The 23,156-nt window shown below is 68.0% G+C and carries 20 protein-coding genes and 1 pseudogene; 13 read left to right on the forward strand and 8 right to left on the reverse strand.

From position 1 onward, the window contains the following. Positions 1-7: 7 nt before the first annotated feature. The 4 genes from H610_RS0115505 to H610_RS24005 all read left to right on the forward strand — a co-directional run bounded on the left by H610_RS0115505 (position 8) and on the right by H610_RS24005 (position 3,491). The gene (locus H610_RS0115505) at positions 8-535 is read left to right on the forward strand and encodes a hypothetical protein (RefSeq protein WP_028240528.1); all 528 of its coding nucleotides are present in this window, start codon (positions 8-10) and stop codon (positions 533-535) included. A gap of 145 nt (positions 536-680) precedes the next feature. Next, positions 681-1,676 carry a hypothetical protein gene (locus H610_RS0115510; RefSeq protein WP_028240529.1) on the forward strand — a complete coding sequence of 332 codons (996 nt, stop codon included), beginning with the start codon at positions 681-683 and terminating at the stop codon, positions 1,674-1,676. A 35-nt stretch (positions 1,677-1,711) separates the two neighbouring features. Next, positions 1,712-2,149: a hypothetical protein gene (locus H610_RS0115515; RefSeq protein ID WP_028240530.1), complete on the forward strand. Its 438-nt coding sequence runs from the start codon at positions 1,712-1,714 to the stop codon at positions 2,147-2,149. Further along, on the forward strand, positions 2,133-3,491 hold the full coding sequence (locus H610_RS24005) for a phage terminase large subunit (RefSeq protein ID WP_051231793.1): 1,359 nt from the start codon (positions 2,133-2,135) through the stop codon (positions 3,489-3,491). Before H610_RS0115515 ends, H610_RS24005 begins: the two co-directional genes overlap by 17 nt. Before the next feature lie 262 nt (positions 3,492-3,753). Here the strand turns inward: H610_RS24005 and H610_RS26135 are convergent. The 3 genes and pseudogenes from H610_RS26135 to H610_RS25050 all read right to left on the reverse strand — a co-directional run. Further along, positions 3,754-3,837 (reverse strand): annotated as a pseudogene (locus H610_RS26135) (transcriptional regulator); the annotation flags it as partial. Positions 3,838-3,875: 38 nt separating this feature from the next. Continuing rightward, positions 3,876-4,214 carry a type II toxin-antitoxin system RelE/ParE family toxin gene (locus tag H610_RS25045; protein WP_084166467.1) on the reverse strand — a complete coding sequence of 113 codons (339 nt, stop codon included), beginning with the start codon at positions 4,212-4,214 and terminating at the stop codon, positions 3,876-3,878. Further along, positions 4,211-4,447: a type II toxin-antitoxin system ParD family antitoxin gene (locus H610_RS25050; RefSeq protein WP_042926017.1), complete on the reverse strand. Its 237-nt coding sequence runs from the start codon at positions 4,445-4,447 to the stop codon at positions 4,211-4,213. Before H610_RS25050 ends, H610_RS25045 begins: the two co-directional genes overlap by 4 nt. A 436-nt stretch (positions 4,448-4,883) precedes the next feature. Between H610_RS25050 and H610_RS0115525 the strand changes: the two genes are divergently transcribed. Continuing rightward, on the forward strand, positions 4,884-5,402 hold the full coding sequence (locus H610_RS0115525; RefSeq protein ID WP_028240531.1) for a nuclear transport factor 2 family protein: 519 nt from the start codon (positions 4,884-4,886) through the stop codon (positions 5,400-5,402). 26 nt (positions 5,403-5,428) lie between these two features. Here the strand turns inward: H610_RS0115525 and H610_RS0115530 are convergent, their stop codons facing one another. Both H610_RS0115530 and H610_RS0115535 read right to left on the reverse strand, forming a co-directional pair. Further along, positions 5,429-6,463 carry an AraC family transcriptional regulator gene (locus H610_RS0115530; RefSeq protein ID WP_028240532.1) on the reverse strand — a complete coding sequence of 345 codons (1,035 nt, stop codon included), beginning with the start codon at positions 6,461-6,463 and terminating at the stop codon, positions 5,429-5,431. Positions 6,464-6,473: 10 nt separating this feature from the next. Next, positions 6,474-7,391: a GGDEF domain-containing protein gene (locus H610_RS0115535; protein WP_028240533.1), complete on the reverse strand. Its 918-nt coding sequence runs from the start codon at positions 7,389-7,391 to the stop codon at positions 6,474-6,476. A gap of 373 nt (positions 7,392-7,764) precedes the next feature. Between H610_RS0115535 and H610_RS0115540 the strand changes: the two genes are divergently transcribed. From H610_RS0115540 to H610_RS0115565, 6 genes are all read left to right on the forward strand, one after another. Beyond that, positions 7,765-10,272 carry a TonB-dependent receptor gene (locus H610_RS0115540; protein ID WP_028240534.1) on the forward strand — a complete coding sequence of 836 codons (2,508 nt, stop codon included), beginning with the start codon at positions 7,765-7,767 and terminating at the stop codon, positions 10,270-10,272. A 60-nt stretch (positions 10,273-10,332) separates the two neighbouring features. Continuing rightward, the gene (locus tag H610_RS0115545) at positions 10,333-12,258 is read left to right on the forward strand and encodes a phytase (RefSeq protein ID WP_028240535.1); all 1,926 of its coding nucleotides are present in this window, start codon (positions 10,333-10,335) and stop codon (positions 12,256-12,258) included. A gap of 68 nt (positions 12,259-12,326) precedes the next feature. Then, entirely contained in the window at positions 12,327-13,034 is a 708-nt protein-coding gene (gene tolQ / locus H610_RS0115550) for a protein TolQ (RefSeq protein ID WP_028240536.1), read from the forward strand. A gap of 8 nt (positions 13,035-13,042) precedes the next feature. Continuing rightward, positions 13,043-13,486, forward strand: coding sequence for a protein TolR (gene tolR / locus H610_RS0115555; protein WP_028240537.1), 444 nt, complete (start codon positions 13,043-13,045; stop codon positions 13,484-13,486). A 1-nt stretch (position 13,487) separates the two neighbouring features. Then, positions 13,488-14,306: an energy transducer TonB gene (locus H610_RS0115560; RefSeq protein ID WP_028240538.1), complete on the forward strand. Its 819-nt coding sequence runs from the start codon at positions 13,488-13,490 to the stop codon at positions 14,304-14,306. A gap of 10 nt (positions 14,307-14,316) precedes the next feature. Next, the gene (locus tag H610_RS0115565) at positions 14,317-16,275 is read left to right on the forward strand and encodes a PhoX family protein (protein WP_028240539.1); all 1,959 of its coding nucleotides are present in this window, start codon (positions 14,317-14,319) and stop codon (positions 16,273-16,275) included. 994 nt (positions 16,276-17,269) lie between these two features. Here the strand turns inward: H610_RS0115565 and H610_RS0115570 are convergent. From H610_RS0115570 to H610_RS0115585, 3 genes are all read right to left on the reverse strand, one after another. Next, positions 17,270-18,205, reverse strand: coding sequence for a 2-hydroxyacid dehydrogenase (locus H610_RS0115570; protein WP_028240540.1), 936 nt, complete (start codon positions 18,203-18,205; stop codon positions 17,270-17,272). Between the two features lie 156 nt (positions 18,206-18,361). Next, positions 18,362-18,976, reverse strand: coding sequence for a glutathione S-transferase (locus tag H610_RS0115580; protein WP_084166468.1), 615 nt, complete (start codon positions 18,974-18,976; stop codon positions 18,362-18,364). Positions 18,977-19,710: 734 nt separating this feature from the next. Beyond that, positions 19,711-19,962 (reverse strand): hypothetical protein, encoded by a 252-nt coding sequence (locus tag H610_RS0115585; protein ID WP_152529109.1) that lies wholly within the window; start codon positions 19,960-19,962, stop codon positions 19,711-19,713. A gap of 282 nt (positions 19,963-20,244) precedes the next feature. Here H610_RS0115585 and ppnN point away from each other — a divergent pair, with 282 nt between their 5' ends. After that, a complete protein-coding gene (gene ppnN / locus H610_RS0115590; protein WP_028240543.1) occupies positions 20,245-21,621 on the forward strand; it encodes a nucleotide 5'-monophosphate nucleosidase PpnN in 1,377 nt (458 codons plus the stop codon). Between the two features lie 244 nt (positions 21,622-21,865). Further along, complete coding sequence (locus H610_RS24010; protein WP_043238703.1) at positions 21,866-23,071, forward strand: MFS transporter; 1,206 nt, start codon at positions 21,866-21,868, stop codon at positions 23,069-23,071. Positions 23,072-23,156 lie beyond the last annotated feature (85 nt).

A 23,156-nucleotide genomic window follows, 5' to 3' on the forward strand; every position in this document is an offset into this window, starting at 1 on the left:
AACATCAATGACCGATAACACCCAGCCCACCTACGAAGAGCTTTCCAACGAAGTCGCCACGCTTCGCACGCTCAAGGACGACCTCCACAGCAACCTGACCAAGGCCCGGGCGCGCGTCAAAGAGCTGGAGCAAACCGTCGAGCAGCAACAGACAGAGCTAACTGAAGTGAAGCTGAACAGGCCAGTTGCGCACCTGCTAGAGGAAATCCTGGTCGGGTCGAAGTACGCGGCCGCAGAGCTCGCAGACCACATCAAGTTCGAGCTCAACGATGACGGGGAGATCCAATTGCTCGATCTGGAAGGAAACCCGGTGACCATCACTGAAAAGGACGGTGGAAAGGAAGTCACGCGGCCGGTGCGGTTTGAGCAACGCGATGTCCGGCGCTACCTGGCCGACTCCGGCAAATTCGACCACATCCTCAAGAGTTCTGGCGCCAATGGCGGCGGCGCTCCGAACAATCACCCGGGCGCCGGCGGTGCCAAGCCCCAAGGCAAGCAAGAGAATCGCAGTTCTGCTTCCTTTGGCCTGAGATAGCGTTACAATATAACAGCGGCTCCAGTAGGGGCCGCCACCCTCCGGCCAGTAGGCCACCCCTCCGCAATACCCTGGCCAGTCGGCCACCGCCACGACAGTAGTCCGCCGCGAATCACTGACTTTTCTTGATTCGAGGTAATGCCACATGGCAACCGTTCAACTTAGCGACATCATCAAGCCGGACGTCTTCACCGATTACGTGGTGCAGAACGTGATGGAAAAAACTGCCCTCGTGCAATCCGGTGTTCTCGTTCCGAATGCCGTTATCAATGACCAGCTAACCGCTGGATCGGATGCGTTCAGCGTCCCCTTCTGGCGCGATTTGGGCAACGACGAGGCGAACATCGTCAACGATGACCCTGACAGCCGCGCCACTCCGAAGAAGATCCAGACCGGCAAGCAATTCATCCGGAAGGCGTATCTGCACCAATCTTGGTCGGCTATGAACCTCGCCAGCGAGCTTGCCGGCTCGGACGCGCTGGCCCGCATCCAGGATCGCGCAGTCGCCTACTGGAATCGCCAGCTGCAAAGGCGCCTGGTGGCCACGCTTACCGGCGTGCTGGCAGACAACGTGGCGAATGACAGCGACGACATGGTGCTCGACATTACCGCCGCCACTGCTAACGCATTCAGCCCGGAGGCAGTAATCGACGCGGCCGGCACCTTGGGCGACAGCATGGATACCGTTACCGGGATCGCCATGCATTCGGACCTCTATCGGCAAGCCCTCAAGGCGGATCTGATTGAGTTCGTGCAGCCCAGCGCCGGCTCGATGCGCCTGCCGACCTATCGCGGCCTGGCTGTGATCGTTGATGACGGAATGCCGAAGGTGAGCGACGGCGAGTCCGGATTTAACTACACCAGCGTCCTGTTCGGAGCCGGAGCCGTGGGCTACGGGCTGACTGCCCCGCGCGTCGCTGCAGGCACGGAAGTGGAGAACATTCCCGGAGCGGGTAACGGTGGCGGGCAGCAGATCCTGCACAGCCGCGTAAACCTCGCCGTTCACCCGGCCGGCTTTGCTTGGGTCGAGGGGACTCTGGCCGGCGACTCTCCGACCATTGCCGAGCTGTCCGCAGCGGTTCATTGGGACCGCGTTGTAGAGCGGAAAGCCGTCCCGATGGCCTTCTTGGTCACCAAGTAAGTGAGGAAGGGGCCAGCAATGGCCCCTTTTGCCGTATGACCGAGAAGAAATCACGAAACGCCGTCACCGGCACCCGCAAGAAGCCCCCAGCGAATGCCGCCGAGACCCTCCTGGAACTTGCATCCAGCGGCTACAACAAGAAAGGCCTGGCCTACCGCCTGGGCACGACCGTGGAAACCCTCAACAAGTGGCTAGAGCTTTATCCGGAGCTGCAGCAAGCCCTCGATGAAGGACGCGAGCGGGAGCATCACGCGCTATTCAACGCGCTCTACAAGAACGCCACCGAAGGAGGCAACGTCACGGCTGCAATCTTCCTGCTGAAGGCTCGCCACGGGTACCGAGAGGGCGACCAGTCCGAAATTGCCAACAAGGTATCGATCAACTTCCAACTGCCCGGGGCTATGCGTCTCGAGGACTTCGCCAAGGACGTGTCAACACCGAAAGGGAGGCTGCCTAATGACGATCGAACTTAACGACTTTCAGAGGCGGCTGATGCTGCTTCCCGAGGAACTGGACGTATTCATGGGCGGCGGGCGCGGTGGCGGCAAGTCATTCGCCCTGGCGCTGCTGTGCCTGCGTCACGTCGAGCAGTACGGGGACAAGGCCCGCATCCTGTATCTGCGCCGCACCTACAAGGGCCTTGCCGACTTCGAACTGATATGCCGGGAAGTCTTCGGCATGGTCTACAGCACAGCGGCACGCTACAACGCCGCTGAGCACGTCTGGCGCTTCCCAAGCGGCGGTTATCTCGAACTGGGACAGTTGGAATCCCACACGGACTATACGAAGTACCAGGGTCGATCGTTCACCCTGCTGATTGTCGACGAGGCCGGGCAGTACCCGAACCCGGACCTGCTAGATCTGATGCGCTCCAACCTGCGCGGACCCAAGGACATGCCGATCCGCATGGTAGTAGCGGCCAACCCGGGCGGCCCTGGGCATTACTGGTTAGCAAAGCGCTACGTCTTTACCACTGCGCCATGGAAGCCCTTCCTAGAGCCCAAGAGCAAGCGTCAGTGGGTCTATGCGCCCTCTACCTTCGAGAGCAACCGCTTCATAGACACTGATCAGTACCGTGACCAGCTGGAGTCGGCATGTCCTGATGACCCCGAACTGCTTCGTGCCTGGATGACCGGCGACTGGGCGGTTAACCGAGGAGCCTATTTCGCGTCCGTGCTCGACGAGGGGCGGAATGCCGTGGATCCGTGGGACTACATTCCGCAAGGCTGGCAAACATGGCTGGCTCATGACTTCGGGTCGTCGGCTCCAAGCGCCACCTATATCTTTGCCCAGTCCCCCGGCGGCGAAGGCCCGGACGGGAAGTACTACCCGATCAGAAGCCTCGTGCTTGTCGATGAGTTGGTGACCGCGAAGAGGGATAACCCCAACGCGGGCCTCGGCTGGACCGTTCCGGTACTGGCAGAGGAGATCGCCGAGATGTGCAAGCAGTGGCGCATTCGGGCAGCAGGCGTGGCTGACGATGCCATCTTCGCCAAAGGAGGACATGCGGCAGGCTCGATCGCCGATGAGTTCGAGAGGTGCCGTGTGTCGTTCAGGCCAGCCAGGAAGGCCGATCGCATCACTGGATGGAACGTCATGCGACGCCTTCTGGCTGATGCGGGAAAGCCTGATAAGCCTGGGCTCTATATCAGCCGTCAGTGCGCTTACCTGTGGGAGACATTGCCAACCTTGGCGAGGGATCAACGGCGAGTCGAGGACGTGGACACGACCGGCCCGGATCATGGCGCTGACGCTGTCCGGTATGGCTGCCTGAGGCGAGAACAGGTTTGGAGCGTCCAGTCGTTGAGGGTCTGAGGATTGGGCCAGGGAAGGCGCTAACTCGTCCAATTCGGACGATAAAAAGGCTGGTCAAAAAACGATCAAAACAAGCCCAGCAACCAACATCCTGTACACCTGGGTGTACACCTAACCTTTCAAACATCCTGAAAGCCGCATGGTTACTGGCTAGTTCGATTCCCTTCGCCCTCCAGACACCATAAGTTAAGGCCCTGTTTCTACGGGGCTTTTTCGTTTCCGGCTTTGGGTGGTGTCAAAAAGCCCAGCCGCAAGGCTGTGATCAAACGGACGAAAGCGCCTGGATGCCGTGCTTCGGGTCGTTATGAATAGCGCGCAGCAGCGCCTTTGCCGGGCCGGTGGGTTCGCCTCCTATAACGCTGCTTAAGCCTTCGCGGCCATGGATTAGCTTTCATTACGGAACGCATCATCTTGGACCCAAGACGGGATATCGCTCGTTCCGTGCAGTACGCGCCAAATTTCAATGTGGCTCGGACGTTCCACATAGAACACCAGGTAGGGAAACCGCTTGAGCGGCCAGGATCGCAGCCCTGGAAGATCCAGCTCATGTGCGTAGCGGCTGGAACCTGATTCAGGGTGGCGACTGAGCTGTTTATAGGCATATTCCAGCGCATCAATCAGACCCAGCGCCGCCTTATCGGCCTCTTGCGCCAGATAGTAGGCAATCGCTCGCTCAACGTCCTCACGCGCTAGCGCTCTTGGGATGACAGGCTTTTGCTTCATCCGCGAGCATTCCGAACCCGATCACGTAGAGATTCGAAGTAATCGGCATCAACGGGAGCAGTCGGCGCCGAGGCGGCACCCGCTAACAGCAAACCTCGAAGATGCTGGCGGTCCTGGTCCTTGCGGATCAACTCGCGGACGTATTCACTACTGGTGCCGTAGCCACGCTGATTGACTTGTTCGTCCACGAAGCTCTTCAGCGTATCGGGAAGGGAGATGTTCATGGTGCTCATGCGGGCAGCCCCTTTGGCAAAAATTGGCAAAAATACTTTAGCGCGTTGCTAAACGCGGTGTCGATAAAGAGTCGAAATCACTGTGCCGAATGGCGCCGAAACGATCAGCCGAATCAACCGGAAACCGCCCAACGACAAGCTTTGAGCCGAAACGACACACTGAGCAAAAGGGGTCGATTCCCTTCGCCCGCTCCCCGCATCGCGGGGCTTTTTTCGTGTCCGCTGACCTCCAGCCATTGGTGCACAGGCTCACGCCTGCAGCGCCACGCTCTTCTCCAACCCTGGCCGTATTGCCCACGCCGGCAGAATCAGGCAAACCCTCGGCAGCTCTGGACATCCGTTTCGTTACCGCCTCCCTCTTAGCATGGCCGCACGCCCGCATCCGCCGGGCCGCGTCGGGCAGGTGCCCGTGCGCATCACGTGACCGGAGGTGCACATGTCCAACCGCAGATTCGCAAACCGGCTGAAGCTCGCCCTTCTTCCCTTCATCGCCACGTCCCTGTGGATTTCCGCCACATTCGCGCAGGATTCGGCTACGGCCGAGCGCAACCGGGCGTTCATCGAGAAGGCCTTCGAACAATGGGCAGCCGGCACCGGTTCGTTCTTCCAGGACGTGCTGGCGCCGGACGTCACCTGGACGATCAAGGGCAGCGGACCGGCGGCGGGCACCTACCATGGCCGCGAGGATTTCCTCGAGCGCGCGGTCAAGCCTTTCGCCGAGCGCCTGGCTGCGCCAATCGTGCCGACCGTGCGGGACATCTGGGCCGACGGGAACGACGTCGTGGTGCACTGGGACGGTGTCGCCACCGCGGCTGACGGGCAGCCCTACGGCAACAGTTACGTGTGGATCCTGCGCATGGCCGACCGGCAGGCGAAGGAGGTCATCGCCTTCCTCGACCTGGCGGCCTACGACGAGGTGCTCCGGCGGGTGGCGCCGTCGGCTGCCGAAGGCTGAAAGCGCCTTCGCTGCCGCGCCCCTGGTCAGGAAACGAGGCCCAGTACATGCCGCAGCGCGCTGGGCGACGCCCCCGCCCAGCGCTTGAACGAACGCCGGAAATTGGTGGTGTCGTTGAAGCGCAGGTAGGCGGCCACCTCGTCGTTGGTGTAGCCACGCGACTCGTAGAGGTCCAGCGCCACCTGCAGGCGGGCCTGGTCGAGCAGGGCCTGGAAGTGGGTGCCGTGCTTCTGCAGGCGGCGCTTGAGGGTCGCCGGGCTGAGGCCGAAGGCGGCGGCGACCCGCTCCAGATTGAGCGGCTCGCGGATGAGCGCCTCTAGATGATCGTGCAGGCGCCCCAGCAGGCTGGCCTCCATGCCCAGGGTATCGAGCTGGCGCCGGGCCTCCTGGCGGGCGACCCGGGCCGCGGTCGCCGAGCCCTTGGGCCAGGGCCGGTGCAGCCACTCGCGCGGCAGCAGCATGCGGTCGCGCGGGCAGTCGAAGCGCAGCGCGTCGCTCAGGTGCGCCCAGTACTGCTCGATGTGGCGCGGGCGCGCGTGGCGGAATTCGAAGCGCCAGGGCAGGCGCTCGCCGGCCAGCCAGTGGCAGGCGGAGGCGACCGCAGCCATGCTCGCCTCGAGCACGAAGCGCTGCACCTCGCCGCAGCCGCAGGCATCCAGCCAGGCCAGTTGCACCTGCCCTTCGTCCATCTGCACCCGCGGCTTGAGCAGCGGGCTGAGCAGCGCCTGCTGCTCGACCAGCACCTCCAGCGCCTCCTGCAGGTGCGCCGCCTGCGCCAGCGCCTGGCTGGCCGCGCCGTAATGCCCCGGCAGCAGGCGCTGGCCGTAGAGAAAGGCGGTCTCGTCGCGCCCGAGCAGCGGCCAGGCGTTGGCGATCAGTTGCAGGAACTGCTGCGGGCTGAGGCGCACCGTGCCGCTGGGGAAATCGTCATGGAACAGCCCGGTACCGCGCAGCACGCGGTGGCTGTCCAGGCCGCGGCCGAGGGCCAGGTCGATGAGCACGCCCGGCTGGTAGTGGCCGGGGATGAAGCGGGTGTCGCCCTCGTACCAGCCGGCGGTCATCCCGGTGGCCTCAGGCACGCTGCGCGCGCAGCGGCTGCTTGGCCCGCGCCAGCGCCAGGTTGAGCCGCTCGAGCAGGCTGTCGGGGTCGTCCTGCATCGCCATCACCGCGGCCACGCTCGCCGACAGCGGCACGCGTTCGCCATGCTCGGCGCTACGATAGGCCAGCGCGGCCACCGCGGCGCCGAGTTCATGGGCGATTTCCCGGGCCTGGCGCTCGCCGGTCTGCGGCAGCAGCACGACGAAGCGGTCGCCGGCCAGCCGGCACAGCAGATCCTGTCGTCGCAGGTTGAGCAGCAGCAGCTGGCTGACCGTCTGCAGCACGCGGTCGCCCTCGCCGTGGCCGAAGGTGCGGTTGAGCGCGGCGAAGCCGTCCAGGTCGACGATCGCCAGCGACAGCGGCTGCTGCTCCGCACGGGCCTGCTGCAAGGCCTGCTGCAGCTGCAGGCGCAGGTAGTCGGCGCCGCACAGCGGGGTCAGGCTGTCGAACAGGGTGTATTCGCGAAACAGCCGCTCGCGCTTCTCCATCTGCGCGCTGATCGCCAGTTGCTCGCGGTGCCAGTGGTAGATGCCCAGCGTCATCAGCACGAAGCCCACCGGCATCGGCCCGGATTCCAGCCACTTGTCCCAGCGGGTGCCGACCGGCAGCTCGATCACCTCGTCCAGGGTGTCGATCCAGAGGGAGAAGAACAGGCACGACAGGCCGAGGAACAGCAGCGTGGTGACCTGCCCGGCCGGGCGCCCGCGCAGCAGCAGGCCGATCCACACCAGCACCAGCAGCGCCGAGCCGCCCTCGCCGGCGATGTCCATCCAGCTCCACTGCGTCGGCGGCAGCGGATCGCCCGCGGCCAGGTGCAGCAGCAGCGCGATGTTGGCCGCCACCAGCAGGCCGATGAGCTTCAGGCGATGGAGTTTGAACAGGGCTGGCATGGCGCCTCCGCGCGGGTGAGTGGCGCCAGTAGAGCCAAGCGTCGTGACGCTTTCGTTACAGCCCGGGAGGTCAATTCGGCTCAGGCCTTCGTCGGTCGCATCTGCATTCGAGCGGCGCGAGGCCCGCCCCCAATGCGGCGCCAGGGCGCGCCGGCCGGGCAATGGCGTGCGGCCCGGCGGCGCCTCCGAGCGCAACGGCACGTCTGCGCAACGGGTCATTTCGGCGCAAAAACGCCTCGCCAGACCGGTCTGGCCCGGGTTTTCCGGGCCTTCCCGGCGGTGCTGTCACCGAAGCGTCACAGCCGCCGCCTAGCTTGCGCCCCCAGTCGCCGGGCGCCCTGCCCGGCCTGGATCGACTGGGAGGAACCCGAGGATGCGACCGACCGCCGTAACCGCCCGCCGGGCAGGTTTTCACATCAGCGCCCTGGCGCTGGCCATCGCCGCCGCCCCCGTGCTGGCCGCCGAGACCATCGAGCTCGAACACGTCGAGGTGATCGGCCAGGCCGCCGCCCTGAACGAGGCGCTGAACGACCAGCGCGCCTCCGACAGCGTCAAGAGCGTGGTGCATGCCGACGGCGTGGCGCAGCTGCCGGACGAGAACGCCGCCGAGGCGCTGCAGCGCCTGCCCGGCCTCTCGGTCGAGCGCGACCAGGGCGAAGGCCGCTTCGTCAGCGTCCGCGGCCTGGGCCCGGACCTCAACTCGGTGACCATCAACGGCACCCTGGTGCCGGCGCCGGAGAGCGACCGTCGCGCGGTGGCGCTCGACGTGCTGCCGTCCGAGCTGGTGCAGTCGCTGTCGGTGGTCAAGACGCTCACCCCGGACATGGATGCCAACTCCCTCGGCGGCACGGTGGAGGTGGAGAGCCTGTCCGGCTTCGACCACGACGGCCTGTTCTATTCCATCGGCACCGAGGCCAGCTACGACGACAACCGCGGCAAGACCAGCCCCAAGCTGTCCGGCGCGATCAGCGACCGCTTCAGCCTCGGCGGCGGGGTGGACAACTTCGCCGTGGCCGCGGCCTTCAGCTGGCAGGAACGCAAGTTCGGCTCGGACAACGTCGAGACCGGTGGCGCCTGGGACTTCGAAGACGGCGCCAGGCTGGAGGAATTCGAGCAGCGCGACTACCAGATCGAGCGCGAGCGCAGCGGCCTGGGGCTGAACTTCGACTACCGCCCCGACGACACCTCGAACTACTACCTGCGCACTCTCTACAGCCGCTTCAAGGACACCGAGACCCGCCACGGCAACGTGATCGAGTTCGCCGACGCGCAGTTGCCGGGCGAGACCGGCGACGCCGAGGCCGCGCGCGAGCTCAAGAGCCGCGAGGAAACCCAGGTGATCCAGTCCTACGTGCTCGGCGGCGAGCGCCTCATCGACCTGTGGACGGTCAGCGGCCAGGTCGGCTACAGCCGTTCCAGCGAGGACAACCCGGGCGGCATCGCCGGCGCCAGCTTCACCGGCAACGACGATTTTGCCGACGCCGGCTTCAGCGGCACGCGCAGGCCGCAGCTGTCCATCGGCTCGGCGTTCTACGACGCCAGCAACTTCACCCTCGACGAAGTGGAGTGGGAGAAGCAGAAGACCACCGACACCGAGAAGAACATCCGCCTGGACCTGGCCCGCGACTACGACGTCAACGGCTACTGGAGCCAGGTCAAGTTCGGCGGCAAGCTCAGCCGCCGCGACAAGGACAACGACCTGGAAGCCTGGGTCTACGAAGACCTCGACGACGTCTTCAGCGAAGACGACCTTAACCTGACTCAGTTCAGCAAGGGCCGCGTGGACTACAGCATGGGCAACTTCGGCCCGGGCATCAGCGCCGGTGCCGTCGACCGCCTGCTGGCCGGGCTCGACCGCGACGCCTATTACAGCGAAGAGGACTCGCGGGTCAACGACTTCGACATGCAGGAAGACATCAACGCCGCCTACCTGATGAACACCGTCGACATCGACGCGCTGCGCATCATCGCCGGCGTGCGTTTCGAAGGCACCGAGTTCAAGGCCAAGGGCACCGGCCTGCGCGACGGTGCCTTCGAGGCGGTCGAGCAGAAGAACGACTACCACCACTGGCTGCCGGGCCTGCACCTGCGCTACCAGCTGGCCGAGGACACCCTGCTGCGCGCCGCCTGGACCAACTCGGTGGTACGCCCGACCTTCGGCCAGTTGGCGCCCGGCTTCGTCATCGACGGCGACGAGGCGAGCTTCGGCAACCCGACGCTCAAGCCGCTGGAAGCCATGAACCTGGACTTCGGCATCGAGCACTACCTCGGCCGCGCCGGGGTGGTCTCGGCCTTCGCCTTCTACAAGGACATCGACAACTTCATCTACAACACCGACCTGGCCGGCACCGGCGACTGGGCGGCCTTCGACGAGGCCAACACCTTCGAGAACGGCGACAGCGCCAAGCTCTACGGCCTGGAACTGGCCTACTCGCAGAAGTTCGACTGGCTGCCGGCGCCCTGGAACGGCGTGCTGGTCGGCGCCAACGCCACCTTCAGCCACTCGCGCGCGCACATCGAAGGCACCGACGGCAGCCGCCGGCGCATCGACATGCCGAACCAGTCCAAGCGCGTCGGCAACCTCATGCTCGGCTGGGAGAACGATCGCCTGAGCCTGCGCCTGTCGGCCAACTACAAGTCCGACTACCTGGCCGAGGTGGCCGCCGTCGACGACCGCATGCACGACCTCTACGCCGACGCACAGCTGTTCGTGGACTTCAGCGCGCGCTACTTCCTCACCCGCAACCTGCAGCTGTCGTTCGAGGCGCAGAACCTCACCGACGAAAGCTACTTCGTCTACACCGGCCGCAATGCCTACAACGCGCAGTACGAGGAATACGGCCCGACCTACAAGCTCGGCCTGACCCTCACCCACTTCTGAGCCCGTACGCTGCCGGCCCGTGCCGAGGGCGGCAGCATCTTTTTTCAGGATCGACGATCGATGACGTTCTCCCGCAATCCCCTGTGGCTGGCCCTGTGCCTGGCGCTGGCCGGCTGCCAGTCCACCGCCGAGTCCGGACATTCCGCCGCCGCCCGCACGGCTGCTCTGCAACCCTGGCAGGCCGCCGAGGCCGTGAACGCCGAGGCTGCCCAGCTGCTCGCCGACGACCGCTTCTGGCCGGGCGCCAACCGCCTGCTCGCCGGACGCGACGGCCTGGCGCTGTACGACGCCGCCGGCCGGCGGCTGGCGCACCTGCCCGGGCGCTTCGGCGCGCTCGACCACCGTGCCGGGGCCGACGGCCTGCTGGTCGCCCTGCACGACGACGACCGCCAGACCGCCGTGCTGGCGACCCTGGACGGCGCCCACCGGTGGTCCGCCCCGCTCCAGCTGCCGCGTCGCGATTTCAAGATCGAGGGCCTGTGCCTGTACCGCGATACCGCCGACAACGCCTTCCTCTTCCTCGTCGGCGAAGAGGGCCGCGGCGAGCAGTGGCTGGTCGGCCAGGGCCAGCGCCTGGTCACCCCGCGCCGCGTGCGCGGCCTGAGCCTGCCGCCGGAGAGCGAGCACTGCCAGGTCGACGACGGCCGCGAACGCCTGTACGTCAACGAAACCGGCGTCGGCCTCTGGGCCTACGAGGCGCACCCCGAAGCCCCGCTCGTGCGCCAGCCGGTGGCGCTGCGGCAACCCTTCGGCGACCTTGCCGAGGGCGCCGCGGGCATGGCCGCGGTGCCGGGCGGCGTGCTGCTGCTCGACCCCGAGGCGCGCACCCTGCACCGCTACGTCGAAGCGGCCGAGGGCTGGCGCGCCGAAGCCCCGCTCGCGCTCGGCGAACTGGACGACGCCGAACGCCTGAGTGTCCGCCCGCGGGCCGAGGGACTCGAGCTGCTGGTCGTCGACGACGCCGGGCTGCACCGCGGCCGGCTGGACTGGCGGCCGACCCCGCCGACGATTGCCGCGCCGCTGCCGGTGGTGCCGGTACGCGTGCAGACCGAACCGGTGGAAAGCCTCGGCGACGCCGCCGACGACCCGGCGATCTGGGTCCACCCCAGCGACCCGGCGCGCAGCCGCGTGCTCGGCACCGACAAGCAGGGCGGGCTGGTGGTCTACGACCTCGCTGGCAATCTGCTGCAGCACCTGCCGGTCGGCCGGCTGAACAACGTCGACGTGCGCAGCGGCGTACGCCTCGGCGAGCGCACCGTGGACCTGGCCGTAGCCAGCAACCGCGACCGCAATGCCTTGCACGTCTTCACCCTCGACCGCGACAGCGGCGAGGTGGCGGAACTGGGCGTGGCGCCGACGCCGCTCGAGGAAATCTACGGCCTGTGCCTGTTCCAGGCGCACGACGGCACCCTCTACGCCCTGCCCAACGACAAGGACGGCCGCTACCTGCAGTACCGCCTCGACGACCGCGACGGCACCCTGCAGGCCAGCCTGGTGCGCCAGTTCCAGGTCGCCAGCCAGCCGGAGGGCTGCGTCGCCGACGACGCCGGCCAGCGCCTGTTCGTCGGCGAGGAAAGGCGTGGCGTGTGGACGCTCGACGCGCGTCCCGAGGTGGCGCCGAAACTCGAGCCGGTGATCGAAGTCGGCGGCCCGCTGCACGCGGACGTCGAGGGCCTTGCCTTCTACCGCGGCGCCCAGCACAGCTACCTGGTCGTCTCCAGCCAGGGCAACGACAGCTACCTGGTGCTCGATGCCGCCCCGCCCTACCGCCTGCGTGGCGCCTTCCGCCTCGGCCTGAACGCCGAGGCCGGGATCGACGGCGCCTCGGAGACCGACGGCCTGGAAGTCACCTCGGCCAACCTCGGCGCACCCTGGCAGCGCGGCCTGCTGGTGGTGCAGGACGGCCGCAAGCGCATGCCGGAGACGGCGCAGAACTTCAAGTACGCCGCCTGGGACGACATCGCCCGCGCCCTCGACCTGCCCTGAGAACGGCCGGCTGCCATCCACCCATGCAATCAGCCCGGCGATGCCGGGCGCAACAAGGAGTCAGAAAGATGCACGCCACCCTCGAACAGATGACCGTCTGGGGCCTGATCAGCGAGGCCAGCCTGCTGGTCCAGGGCGTGATGCTCGTGCTGCTGCTCGCCTCGCTGTCGAGCTGGTACCTGATCGTCTGGCGCGCCGGCGTGCTGCGCCGCAGCGAGCGCGAACTGCGCGCCTTCCAGGCGCAGCTGCGCAGCACCCCGGACCTCGCCCGCCTGCAGCGCGAGCATGCCGAGGCCGGCGCACCCGATGCCGGCGCGCAGCAGCTGTTCCAGGCCGGCTACCGCAGCTTCGCCGAGCTGCGCCGCGAGCCCGGGATCGCCGCAGAGGTGGTGCTCGAAGGCGTCGAGCACGGCCTGGCCGGCGCCCTCGCCGAGCAGGAGCAGCGGCTGGAAAAGGGCCTGCCGTTCCTCGCCACGGTCGGTTCGGTGAGCCCCTACGTCGGCCTGTTCGGCACCGTCTGGGGGATCATGAATTCCTTCCTCGGCCTGTCGCAGGTGCAGCAGGCGACCCTGAGCACCGTGGCGCCGGGCATCGCCGAGGCGCTGATCGCCACGGCCATCGGCCTGTTTGCGGCGATTCCCGCGGTGATCGCCTACAACCGCTTCGCCGCCGGCACCCAGAGCCTGATGGCGCGCTACTACGCCTTCGCCAACGAGCTGCAGGGCCGCCTGCACCGCAACCTGCACAGCGCCGCCAGCCTGGCGAAGGCGGCCTGAGCATGGCCGTGCTACGCAGAGCTGCCGGTAGGCACGCGCCCAAGGCCGAAATGAACGTGGTGCCCTACATCGATGTGATGCTGGTGCTGCTGGTGATCTTCATGGTCACCGCGCCGATGCTCACCCAGGGCGTCAAGCTGGAGCTGCCGAAGGTCGCCGCCGAGGCGCTGGCCGCCAACAGCCAGCAGCGCATCGTCACCCTCTCGGTGCAGGCCGACGGCAGCTTCTACTGGCACCTGGGCAGCGAGCTGGACACCGAGACCCGCAGCGAGACCGCCGAGGACGTCGCCGACATGACCGCGCGGGTCGGCGCGCTGGTGGCCGAGCGGCCGGACACCCAGGTGTTCATCCGCGGCGACCGAGACGCCGACTACGGCGCGGTGGTCGCCGGCATCGCCGCCCTGCAGCACCAGGGCGTGCAGCAGATCGGACTGATCACCGAGGCGCCCTGAGATGAGCAGCCTGACCCTCACCGCCCCGCCCCCGGCAGTCGCCACCGCCGCCCCGCGCTGGCGACCGCACCTGCTCGGCGCCGGCATCAGCCTGGCCCTGCATGCACTGGCCGTCGGCCTGCTGGTGCAGGGCTTCTCGCCGGTGCCGGCCGAACCCGCCGCGCCCATGACGCTGCGCACCCAACTGATCAGCCTGCCGCCACCGGCACCGCCCGCCCCGCCGGAACCGGTCGCCGCGCCGGCTCCGGAGCCGGCGGCGCCCGAACCGCAGGTCGAACCCGAACCGCCACGCCCGGCGGTCGACGAAGCCGCGCTGGCGCGCAAGCGCCTCGAGGCCGAGCGCATCGAGCAGCGTCGCCAGGCCGCCGAGCGCGAACGCCAGGAGCGCCTTCGCCAGCAGCGGGAACAGGAACAAAGGCAGCGTGAACGACAGGCCCGCGAACGCGCCGAGGCCGAGGCCCGCGAAGCCGCCGAACGCGAGGCGCAGCGCCTGGCCGAGCAGCGCGCCGCCGAAGCCGCCACTCGCGCCGAAGCCGAGCGGCTGGCCGCCAGCCGCGCCTACGAGCCGATCCGCAAGAGCGCGCCGGACTACCCCAGCCGCGCGCTGGACAAGCGCATCGAAGGCGACTGCACGGTGCGCTATAGCGTCGATGCCCAGGGCCGCGTGCAGAACCCCGAGGCCGAGCCGGACTGCCACCCGCTGTTCATCCGTCCGTCGCTGGCCGCGGCAAAGAACTTCCGCTACCAGCCGCGCATCGTCGACGGCCGCCCGGTCGCGGTCCCCAACGTGCGCAACACCTTTCACTACCGAATCGAATAGCAGGACGACCATGCAACAGGACTTCACCCGCTTCCACGCCGAGGCCCAGGCCGCCGACGACCAGGCGATCAACCCCACCGGCGACGCCGACCTCGGCGCGCTGGTCGACCGCGGCCGGCGCAACCTGCTCAAGGGCGGGCTGGGCATGGCCGCCTTCGGCTTCCTCGCCGGCGGCCTCGGACTTTCCCGCCAGGCCCGCGCCGACGGCCTGATCGGCTTCAGCGGCGTACCCACCCAGCATGCGCTCGACTTCGACCGGGTCATCGTGCCACCGGGCTACAGCGCCCGGCCGTTCTTCTCATGGGGCGACGCGGTGCTCGCCGATGCCCCGGCGTGGAACCCGGACGCCAGCGATGATTGGCAGGCGCAGCTCAAGCAGGCCGGCGACAACCACGACGGCATGCACTTCTTCCCCTTCCCCGACGCTCCCGACGACCACGGCCTGCTGGTGATCAACCACGAGTACGTCAACCCGACCCTGCACCCCGCCGGTATGACTTTCGTCGACGGCAGGCGCCCGCTCGACGAGGTGCGCAAGGAGCAGGCCGCGCACGGGCTGTCGATCATCGAAGTGAAGAAGGACGCCCAGGGCCGCTGGCAGCGCCTGCTGCCCTCGCGCTACAACCGCCGGCTGTCGGCGATGACGCCGATGCGCCTGAGCGGCCCGCTGGCCGGGCACGACGCGATGAAGACCGCCGCCGACCCCGAGGGCCTCGAGGTGATCGGCACGCTGAACAACTGCTCCAGCGGCTTCACCCCCTGGGGCACCTACCTGATCTGCGAAGAGAACTGGCACAACTACTTCATCAACCGCGACAGGGACGACTTCGCCCGCCGCGTGTCGCACAAGCGCTACGGCCTGGCCAGCGAAGGCACCAGCAAGCTCTACGCCTGGGAAACCGCCGACCCGCGCTTCGATGCCACGCCCGACGCCGCCCAGCCGCACGGCGGCTACGTCAACGAGCCGCACCGCTTCGGCTGGGTGGTGGAAGTCGACCCCTTCGACCCGGACAGCCAGCCGGTCAAGCGCACCGCCTTCGGCCGCTACTGCCGCGAATGCTCGGTGCTCTCGCTCGGCCCGGACGGGCGCATGGCGGTGTACTCCGGCGACGACACCAAGGGCGAGTACGTCTACAAGTTCGTCCCGACCGGTCGCTTCGACGCCGCCAACCCGCGGGCCAGCCGCGACCTGCTGGACGAGGGCACGCTCTACGTCGCGCGCTTCGACGAGGGCGGCCAGGGCCAATGGCTGGCCCTGGTGCACGGGCAGAACGGGCTGACCGCGGAGAACGGCTTCGCCAGCCAGGCCGAGGTGCTGCTCAACGCCCGCGCCGCCGCCGACCGTGCCGGCGCCACGCCGATGGACCGGCCGGAATGGGTCGCCGTGCACCCGACCACACGCGAGGTCTATGTCACCCTGACCAACAACGACGGGCGCGGCAGCAAGCAGCCGGTCAATGCCGCCAACCTGCGCCCGGCGAACCTGCACGGGCACATCCTGCGCTGGAACGAAGCCGGCGGCGACCCGACCGCCATCACCTTCGAGTGGGAACTCTTCCTGCTCGCCGGCGAGCAGCCGGGCGCGCGCGACGCCGGTGGGCAGCCGGTGCCGGCCAACCTGATCGGCACCGTCGACGGCGACATCTTCTCCTCGCCCGATGGCCTGGCCTTCGACGGCGAAGGGCGGCTGTGGATCGAGACCGACTACGAGGACAGCGAGGCGCCGATGCAGGCCATGGGCTGCAACCAGCTGCTCTGCGCCGACCCGAGGACGCGCCAGGTGAAACGCTTCCTGGTCGGCCCGCGCGGCTGCGAGATCACCGGCATCACCTGGTCGCCGGACTACCGCGCGATGTGGATCAACGTGCAACATCCCGAACTCAGCTACCCGGCCAGCGACGGCAAGACCCGCCCGCGCGCGACCACGGTGCTGATCACCAGGGACGATGGCGGGGTGATCGGCAGCTGAGGACTGCCAGTGCATGACGCACCCTACGGGGCACCACCACACCCTTCCCTTCTCCCTCCGGGAGAAGGTGGCCCGCAGGGCCGGATGAGGGAATGCTTCGGTGGTTCAGAAGGCCGGCGCGCCAGCCCTCTCCCGGAGGGAGAGGGGGTTGTTCGGCGTTGGTCTCGCCAACGTGCGGGCGGGCCCGAGGTCGCAGGCAGAGCCTGCTCCTACAGGTCAGCGCCCGGAACCTCAGGCCGCGCCGCGACCGTCCCTTCTCCCGCCGGGAGAAGGTGGCCCGCAGGGCCGGATGAGGGAATGCTGCGGTAGTTCAGAAGGCCGGTGCACGTCAGTCCTCAACCCGGCCCTCACCGAAGTGAGAGGGGTTGTTCGGCGTTGGTCTCACCAACGTGCGGGCGGCCCCGAGGTCGCAGGCAGAGCCTGCTCCTACAGGTCTTCGACCGGCACCGTGCCTTTCCCTTCTTCCGCCGGGAGAAGGTGGCCCGCAGGGCCGGATGAGGGAATGCTGCGGTAGTTCAGAAGGCCGGTGCACGTCAGTCCTCAACCCGGCCCTCACCGAAGTGAGAGGGGTTGTTCGGCGTTGGTCTCACCAACGTGCGGGCGGCCCCGAGGTCGCAGGCAGAGCCTGCTCCTACAGGTCTTCGACCGGCACCGTGCCTTTCCCTTCTTCCGCCGGGAGAAGGTGGCCCGCAGGGCCGGATGAGGGACTACTGCAGTGGTTCAGAAGGCCGGTGCAGGCGCGTTCGCGGTCGAGATGCCACGAAAGGCGCATCGCCCCGGGGTCGGGCCTCCCACAAAGGCAGGCAGTGGTCACCGAATCCTGCGGGAGGCCGCCCCCGTTCCCGATGAGCTTGCGGCATTCACCACGTCCTTGTGGATTGCGCGCCCTCGCGGCGATATCGACAGCCAAGGCTCAGGCACGGTCCGTGGTCTCGACCGCGATCCTTGCGCCGGCGTTGCCCCGGGATGGCCGTCGACCAGGAGTCCCCGCCGCTCAGTAGCCGCGCACCGGGTCGACCCGGTGCTGCACCTCGCGGCCCTCGCGCACCCGCGCGACATTGGCGGCGATCTGCTCGGCGGCCGAGGCCGGCAGCGCGACCGAGGCCAGGTGCGGGGTGATCAGCACGTTGTCCATGCCCCACAGCGGGTCCTCGGGCGGCAGCGGTTCGCGATCGAAGACGTCGAGCGTCGCCTCGGCGATGTGCCCGCTGGCCAGCGCCGCGGTGAGCGCCGCCTGATCGACCACCGGCCCGCGCGACACGTTGATCAAGCAGCACCCTGGCGGGAGCATCGCCAGCCGCTCGGCATCGAGCAGGCCGCGGGTCTGCGGTGTGAGCGGCAGCATCACCACCAGGATGTCGCTCGACGCGAGGAACGCCGGCAGCGCTTCCTGGCCGGCACAGCACGGGATGCCTTCCAGCACCTTCGGCGAACGCGACCAGCCACGCACGCTGAAGCCCTGTCGCGCCAGCTCCTGCGCCGCGCGGGCGCCCAGTTCGCCGAGCCCGAGCACGCCGACGCGGATGCTCGACGGCTCGCGCGGGTGCAGGTAATGCCAGCGCCGCTCGCGCTGGGCACGTTCGAACGCAGGGATGTCGCGGGCGTAACGGAGCACGGCGAAGAGCACGTAGCCCGCCATCATCCGCGCCATGTCCGGATCCGACAGTCGGGTGATGGGCACGTCCGGCAGGTCGCCGCGGCCGACCAGCGAGTCGACGCCGGCGCCGAGGTTGATCACCAGCTGCAGGTTGGGAAAGCGCGCGAAGAAGCCGACCGGGGGTTTCCACACCAGCGCGTAGCGGACCGACGCCGGATCGACCACTTCGTCGCAAGAGCGGACGATACGGACGCCCGGCAGCAAGGGCGCCAGCAGGCCCCGCCACTGCTCGAAGGGGTCCAGCTCGCTGTAGAACACCAGTGTCTCGCTCATGCCGGCACACCCTCTTCGAGCAGCCCGTCGGGCGTCGGTTCGTTGGCGTTGGGTCCGTTGCGGAAGAAGATCGTCTCGGGCATGCCGGCTCCTTTGCTTGTTGCGTTGTTCGCGCCGGACGAGCGTCGCGAGTCGACGCCGCCCGGATTCATGCCGTCAGGCGCGGGGACGGGTGGCGGCCATCGCCGGGTGGCTGTCGAACTCGGCGAACCAGGCCGCCGCGTTCGGGCACAGCGCGCGCCAGTCGAAGTCGGCGAAGCGGAAGTCCAGGTAGCCGAGCGCGCAGCCGATGGCGATCAGGCCGATGTCGCTGGGCGTGCCTTCGAACTGCCCGGCCTGCGCCTCGATGGTCTCCAGCGCGGCGCGGATCTTGGTCATCTGCGCCTCGACCCAGCCGCTCCACTGCTTCTCCGCCGGGCGGGCAGTGCCTTCGTAGCGGGCCAGCAGCGCGGCGTCGAGCAGGCCGTCGGCCAGCGACTGGCGGGTCAGCGCGACCCAGCGCGCCTGGCCTTCGGGCGGAAACAGCGAGCCGTTGCCGAGGGCGTCGAGGTATTCGCAGATCACCCGGCTGTCGTACAGCGCCAGCCCGTCCTCGGTCTGCAGCGCGGGGACCTTGGCCAGCGGATTGAAAGTGGCGATGCGTGCGTCGCGCTGGACCGGATGGGCCGCCGCTTCGAGCTTCTCGATGCGGTCGGCGAGCCCGAGGCAGTGGGCGGTCGCCATGACCTTGCGGACATAGGGCGAAGCCGGGGAATAGTAGAGCTTCAGCATTCTGCGTTCCTTGGATGGTGGGGCTCGGTGCGGCACGGACGGCGCACCCTTGCCGATATTGGCATTGTTCTCCAGCAGCCGGTGCGTCTCGCTGGCCCGCTGCAGCGGTAGGCTGGCATGAATCGGCGGTCTCGCGCGACCCTTGGCCAGCATAGGCGAAAGACGCGCGGCCACCGCCTGGGAAAGCCCGGCGCCGGGCTTTTCCCTTCTCCCTTCCGGGAGAAGGTGGCCCGCAGGGCCGGATGAGGGAAAGGCCGGTGCACACCCGCCCTCACCCCGGCCCTCTCCTGAAGGGAGAGGGGGTTGGTTTGGTATTGGTCATGGCGCCGTGCAGGCCTATTCGCGGTCGAGACCCCACGGGATCGGCGACACTTTTGTGGGAGAGGTCTTGACCGCGATGCTTTGCTCAAGCGCCGCCCGGTGCGCGAGCAAGGACTCGGCGTCCCCTCGCGTGTCTACGAAAAAGCCCCGTGCGCGGACGCAATGCTGTTCACTTAAGTGATGGACCCTTGGCCTCGGGCAGGCCTACGGCCTGCATCGCCGCGAGGGCGCGCCTCCCACAGGGATGTGGTGGATGCCGCAAGCCCGTCGGGAACGGGCGCGGCCTCCCACAGGACTCGGCGGGCAACTCCGCTTTCGTGGGAGGCCCGACCTCGGGGCGAGCTTGCCTAAGTGAACGGCATTACCGTGCGCGGACGGGGCTTTTTCTTTGGCGATTTGGCGATGCGGCTCGCTCAACCGCGAATCAGCGTCGCCCCGGGGGGGACCTGCCGCTGCAGCTGGTTGCAGTCGCCGGGTGGCGGCTGCTGGCCGGCCGGGCGGTCGGGGAGCCAGATGCGGCATTCGCCCGGCGGCGGCAGCTGCCCCGGCGGGATGTTGTAGTGGAAATCGCGGCTGCCGCCTTCGGGGCCATCGTCGGTGAAACTGGCGCAACCGCCGAGCGCCAGTGCGATCAACAGACTGCCAAGCGTTAACGTTCGGGACATGACTCGTCGGTCCGGGCTGGTGGGTTCCCGGAGCATAGCAGCCTGCACGCCGGCTTCGCAGCCTGCCCCGGTGGGGGACCTCCCGTCGGCAAGCGGCGCTTCGGGGCCGATGCCTCGCTCGCCGCTACGCAAGGCGCCGGGCTACACTGACGAGCCCCGGATTCCCGGCGGCGGCCACGCGCAGCAGCGCTGCCGGCCAGCCGCCGACCGCTTCGTCGCCCGGCACCGCCGGCGATACCACCGGACGCAGGCACCTGGAGTCGCGTCGCAAAGGAATATGGAATGACCCTGAAGAAAGTCGCAAACGCCTCGGTAAGTCCCAAGGGCACCCTCGAAACTCTGTCCCAGCGTGAAGTCCAGCAGCTCAGCGAAACCGGCTCGGGCAGCGTCTACACGCTGTTCCGCCAGTGCGCCCTGGCGATCCTCAACACCGGCGCGCACGTCGACAACGCCAAGACCATCCTCGACGCCTATCACGACTTCGAGGTGCGCATTCACCAGCAGGACCGCGGCGTGCGGCTGGAACTGTTCAACGCCCCGGCCGATGCCTTCGTCGACGGCGAGATGATCGCCAGCACCCGCGAGATGCTGTTCAGCGCGCTGCGCGACATCGTCTACACCGAGAGCGAACTGGGCACCAGCCCGCTGATCGACCTGTCCAGCTCGCAGGGCATCACCGACTACGTCTTCCACCTGCTGCGCAACGCGCGCACCCTGCGCCCGGGCGTCGAGCCGAAGCTGGTGGTGTGCTGGGGCGGGCACTCGATCAGTACCGAGGAATACAAGTACACCAAGCGCGTCGGCCACGAGCTCGGCCTGCGCAGCCTGGACATCTGCACCGGCTGCGGCCCGGGCGTGATGAAGGGGCCGATGAAGGGCGCCACCATCGCCCACGCCAAGCAGCGCAACAGCGGCGGCCGCTATCTCGGCCTGACCGAGCCGGGCATCATCGCCGCCGAGGCGCCCAACCCGATCGTCAACGAGCTGGTGATCCTGCCGGACATCGAGAAGCGCCTTGAGGCCTTCGTGCGGGTCGGCCACGGCATCATCATCTTCCCTGGCGGGGTCGGCACGGCGGAGGAATTCCTCTACCTGCTCGGCATCCTCATGCACCCGGACAACCGCGAGCTGCCCTTCCCGCTGATCCTCACCGGCCCGCGCAGCGCGGCGGCCTACCTCGAACAACTGCACGCCTTCGTCGGCGCCACCCTCGGCGAAGAGGCGCAGCAGCGCTACCAGGTGATCATCGATGACCCGACCGAAGTCGCCCGGCAGATGAAGAACGGCCTGCAGGCGGTGCGCCAGTTCCGCCGCGAGCGCAACGATGCCTTCCATTTCAACTGGCTGCTGAAGATCGAGGAGAGCTTCCAGCGCCCGTTCGACCCGACCCACACCAACATGGCCGCGCTGCAGCTGCGCCGCGACCTGCCGCCCCACGAGCTGGCGGCGAACCTGCGCCGGGCCTTCTCCGGCATCGTCGCCGGCAACGTCAAGGACAAGGGCATTCGCCTGGTGGAGGAATTCGGCCCGTACGAGATCCATGGCGACCCGGTCGTCATGGGCCCGCTGGACCGCCTGCTGCAGGCCTTCGTCGAGCAGCACCGGATGAAGCTGCCGGGCGGCGCGCCCTACGTGCCGAGCTACCGGGTGGTCAGCTGAGGCACCGGCGGGAGTCGTACGACAAGTTGATCGCCCGCCGTGTCGTTTCCGAAGGTTCGCCCCGTTCAGCCAGGTTTCCGAACCCGCTATTTCGCGGGCTTGCGGCCGAACCAGGCAATCCGGACTGGACGACCGGCGGGTACTGAGGTCATATAAGTGCTCGCCATCGGCCAGCATCGTCCCCCTCCTGAGGCGGGGGACGTGACCGGCCGGCAGGCGCCAACCCCGGACAACAGGCGTACCGATGACCCAGGCCCAACCCTCGGACCGGAACAGCACGCTGCTGCTCCTGTCGCTGGTGGTGTTCAACTTCTTTTCCTTCGTTTCAATCGGCATTCCGCTCGCGGTCCTGCCGTCCTTCGTGCATGACCAGCTCGGCTACAGCGCCACCATCGCCGGCATGGTGGTTGGCCTGCAGTACCTGGTGACGCTCCTCTGCCGGCCGCTGGCCGGCCGGCTGGCCGACGAGCTGGGGGCGAAGAAGACCGTGATGATCGGCATGCTCAGCTGTGCCGGCGCCGGCGTCCTGCTGCTGGCCAGCGCCTGGCTGGAGGCCTCGCCGGGCGCCAGCGTCGCGGTCATGCTGGTCAGCCGCGTGCTGCTCGGCTTCACCCAGAGCCTGATCGGCATCTCGGGGATCAGCTGGGGACTGAACACCTTCGGCACCGAGCACGCGCCGCGGATCATTTCCTGGAACGGCGTCGCCGCGTACGGCGGTGTCGGCGTCGGCGCGCCGCTGGGCGCGCTGCTCAATGGCACGCTGGGTTTCTGGAGCCTCGGCGCGCTGACCACGCTGATCGCGCTGACCGGCTTCTACCTCGCCTCGCGCAAGGGCCCGGCGCCGCTCAATCGCGGCAAGCGCCTGCCGTTCCGCCAGGTGCTCTGGCGGGTGCTGCCGGTCGGCATGAGCCTTGCCCTCGGCACCATGGGCTACGGCACGCTGAGCGCCTTCATCGCCCTCTACTACGCCGCGCGCGGCTGGGACGGCGCGGCCTGGTGCCTGACCGCCTATGCCTGCACCTTCATCGGCACCCGGCTGCTGTTTCCCAACCTGATCAACCGGGTCGGCGGCTATCCGGTGGCGCTCGGCTGCCTGGCGGTGGAATGCGTCGGCCTGCTGCTGCTCTGGCTGGCCGAGACACCGACCCTGGCGCTGGCCGGCTCGGCGCTGGCCGGCGCCGGGCTGTCGCTGCTGTACCCGGCGCTCGGCGTCGGCGTGATCGCGCGGGTCGGTGCCAACAACGGCAGCGCCGGGCTCAGCGTGTTCGCGATGTTCTTCGACCTGGCACTGGGGCTGGCGGGGGCGGTCATGGGCGTACTGGCGACCTGGGCCGGGCTGCGCAGCACCTTCTTCGCCGCCCTGCTGATGGGCCTGGCGGGACTGGCCCTGGCCGCCTGGCTGCGCAAGACGCAGCGCGCCGCGGACGAGGCGGTCGGGCGTAGCGGCTGAGCCGGCCGGCCCCTCATCCGGCCCTGCGGGCCACCTTCTCCCCGGAGGGGCGAAGGGAGGGTCCGGTGCGGGCCTGAAGGTTCCT

This window comes from Stutzerimonas azotifigens DSM 17556, assembly GCF_000425625.1.
Classification (GTDB): Bacteria; Pseudomonadota; Gammaproteobacteria; order Pseudomonadales; family Pseudomonadaceae; genus Stutzerimonas; species Stutzerimonas azotifigens.

Coding starts and splice junctions, on each gene's coding strand:
- H610_RS0115505 (WP_028240528.1), top strand. CDS start 8: ATGACCGATAACACCCAGCCCACCTACGAAGAGCTTTCCAACGAAGTC.
- ppnN (WP_028240543.1), top strand. CDS start 20,245: ATGACCCTGAAGAAAGTCGCAAACGCCTCGGTAAGTCCCAAGGGCACC.
- H610_RS0115525 (WP_028240531.1), top strand. CDS start 4,884: ATGTCCAACCGCAGATTCGCAAACCGGCTGAAGCTCGCCCTTCTTCCC.
- H610_RS0115510 (WP_028240529.1), top strand. CDS start 681: ATGGCAACCGTTCAACTTAGCGACATCATCAAGCCGGACGTCTTCACC.
- tolQ (WP_028240536.1), top strand. CDS start 12,327: ATGCACGCCACCCTCGAACAGATGACCGTCTGGGGCCTGATCAGCGAG.
- H610_RS0115535 (WP_028240533.1), bottom strand. CDS start 7,391: ATGCCAGCCCTGTTCAAACTCCATCGCCTGAAGCTCATCGGCCTGCTG.
- H610_RS24005 (WP_051231793.1), top strand. CDS start 2,133: ATGACGATCGAACTTAACGACTTTCAGAGGCGGCTGATGCTGCTTCCC.
- H610_RS24010 (WP_043238703.1), top strand. CDS start 21,866: ATGACCCAGGCCCAACCCTCGGACCGGAACAGCACGCTGCTGCTCCTG.
- H610_RS0115540 (WP_028240534.1), top strand. CDS start 7,765: ATGCGACCGACCGCCGTAACCGCCCGCCGGGCAGGTTTTCACATCAGC.
- H610_RS0115515 (WP_028240530.1), top strand. CDS start 1,712: ATGACCGAGAAGAAATCACGAAACGCCGTCACCGGCACCCGCAAGAAG.
- H610_RS0115530 (WP_028240532.1), bottom strand. CDS start 6,463: ATGACCGCCGGCTGGTACGAGGGCGACACCCGCTTCATCCCCGGCCAC.
- H610_RS0115570 (WP_028240540.1), bottom strand. CDS start 18,205: ATGAGCGAGACACTGGTGTTCTACAGCGAGCTGGACCCCTTCGAGCAG.
- H610_RS0115585 (WP_152529109.1), bottom strand. CDS start 19,962: ATGTCCCGAACGTTAACGCTTGGCAGTCTGTTGATCGCACTGGCGCTC.
- H610_RS0115580 (WP_084166468.1), bottom strand. CDS start 18,976: ATGCTGAAGCTCTACTATTCCCCGGCTTCGCCCTATGTCCGCAAGGTC.
- H610_RS0115545 (WP_028240535.1), top strand. CDS start 10,333: ATGACGTTCTCCCGCAATCCCCTGTGGCTGGCCCTGTGCCTGGCGCTG.
- H610_RS0115565 (WP_028240539.1), top strand. CDS start 14,317: ATGCAACAGGACTTCACCCGCTTCCACGCCGAGGCCCAGGCCGCCGAC.
- H610_RS25050 (WP_042926017.1), bottom strand. CDS start 4,447: ATGAGCACCATGAACATCTCCCTTCCCGATACGCTGAAGAGCTTCGTG.
- H610_RS25045 (WP_084166467.1), bottom strand. CDS start 4,214: ATGAAGCAAAAGCCTGTCATCCCAAGAGCGCTAGCGCGTGAGGACGTT.
- H610_RS0115560 (WP_028240538.1), top strand. CDS start 13,488: ATGAGCAGCCTGACCCTCACCGCCCCGCCCCCGGCAGTCGCCACCGCC.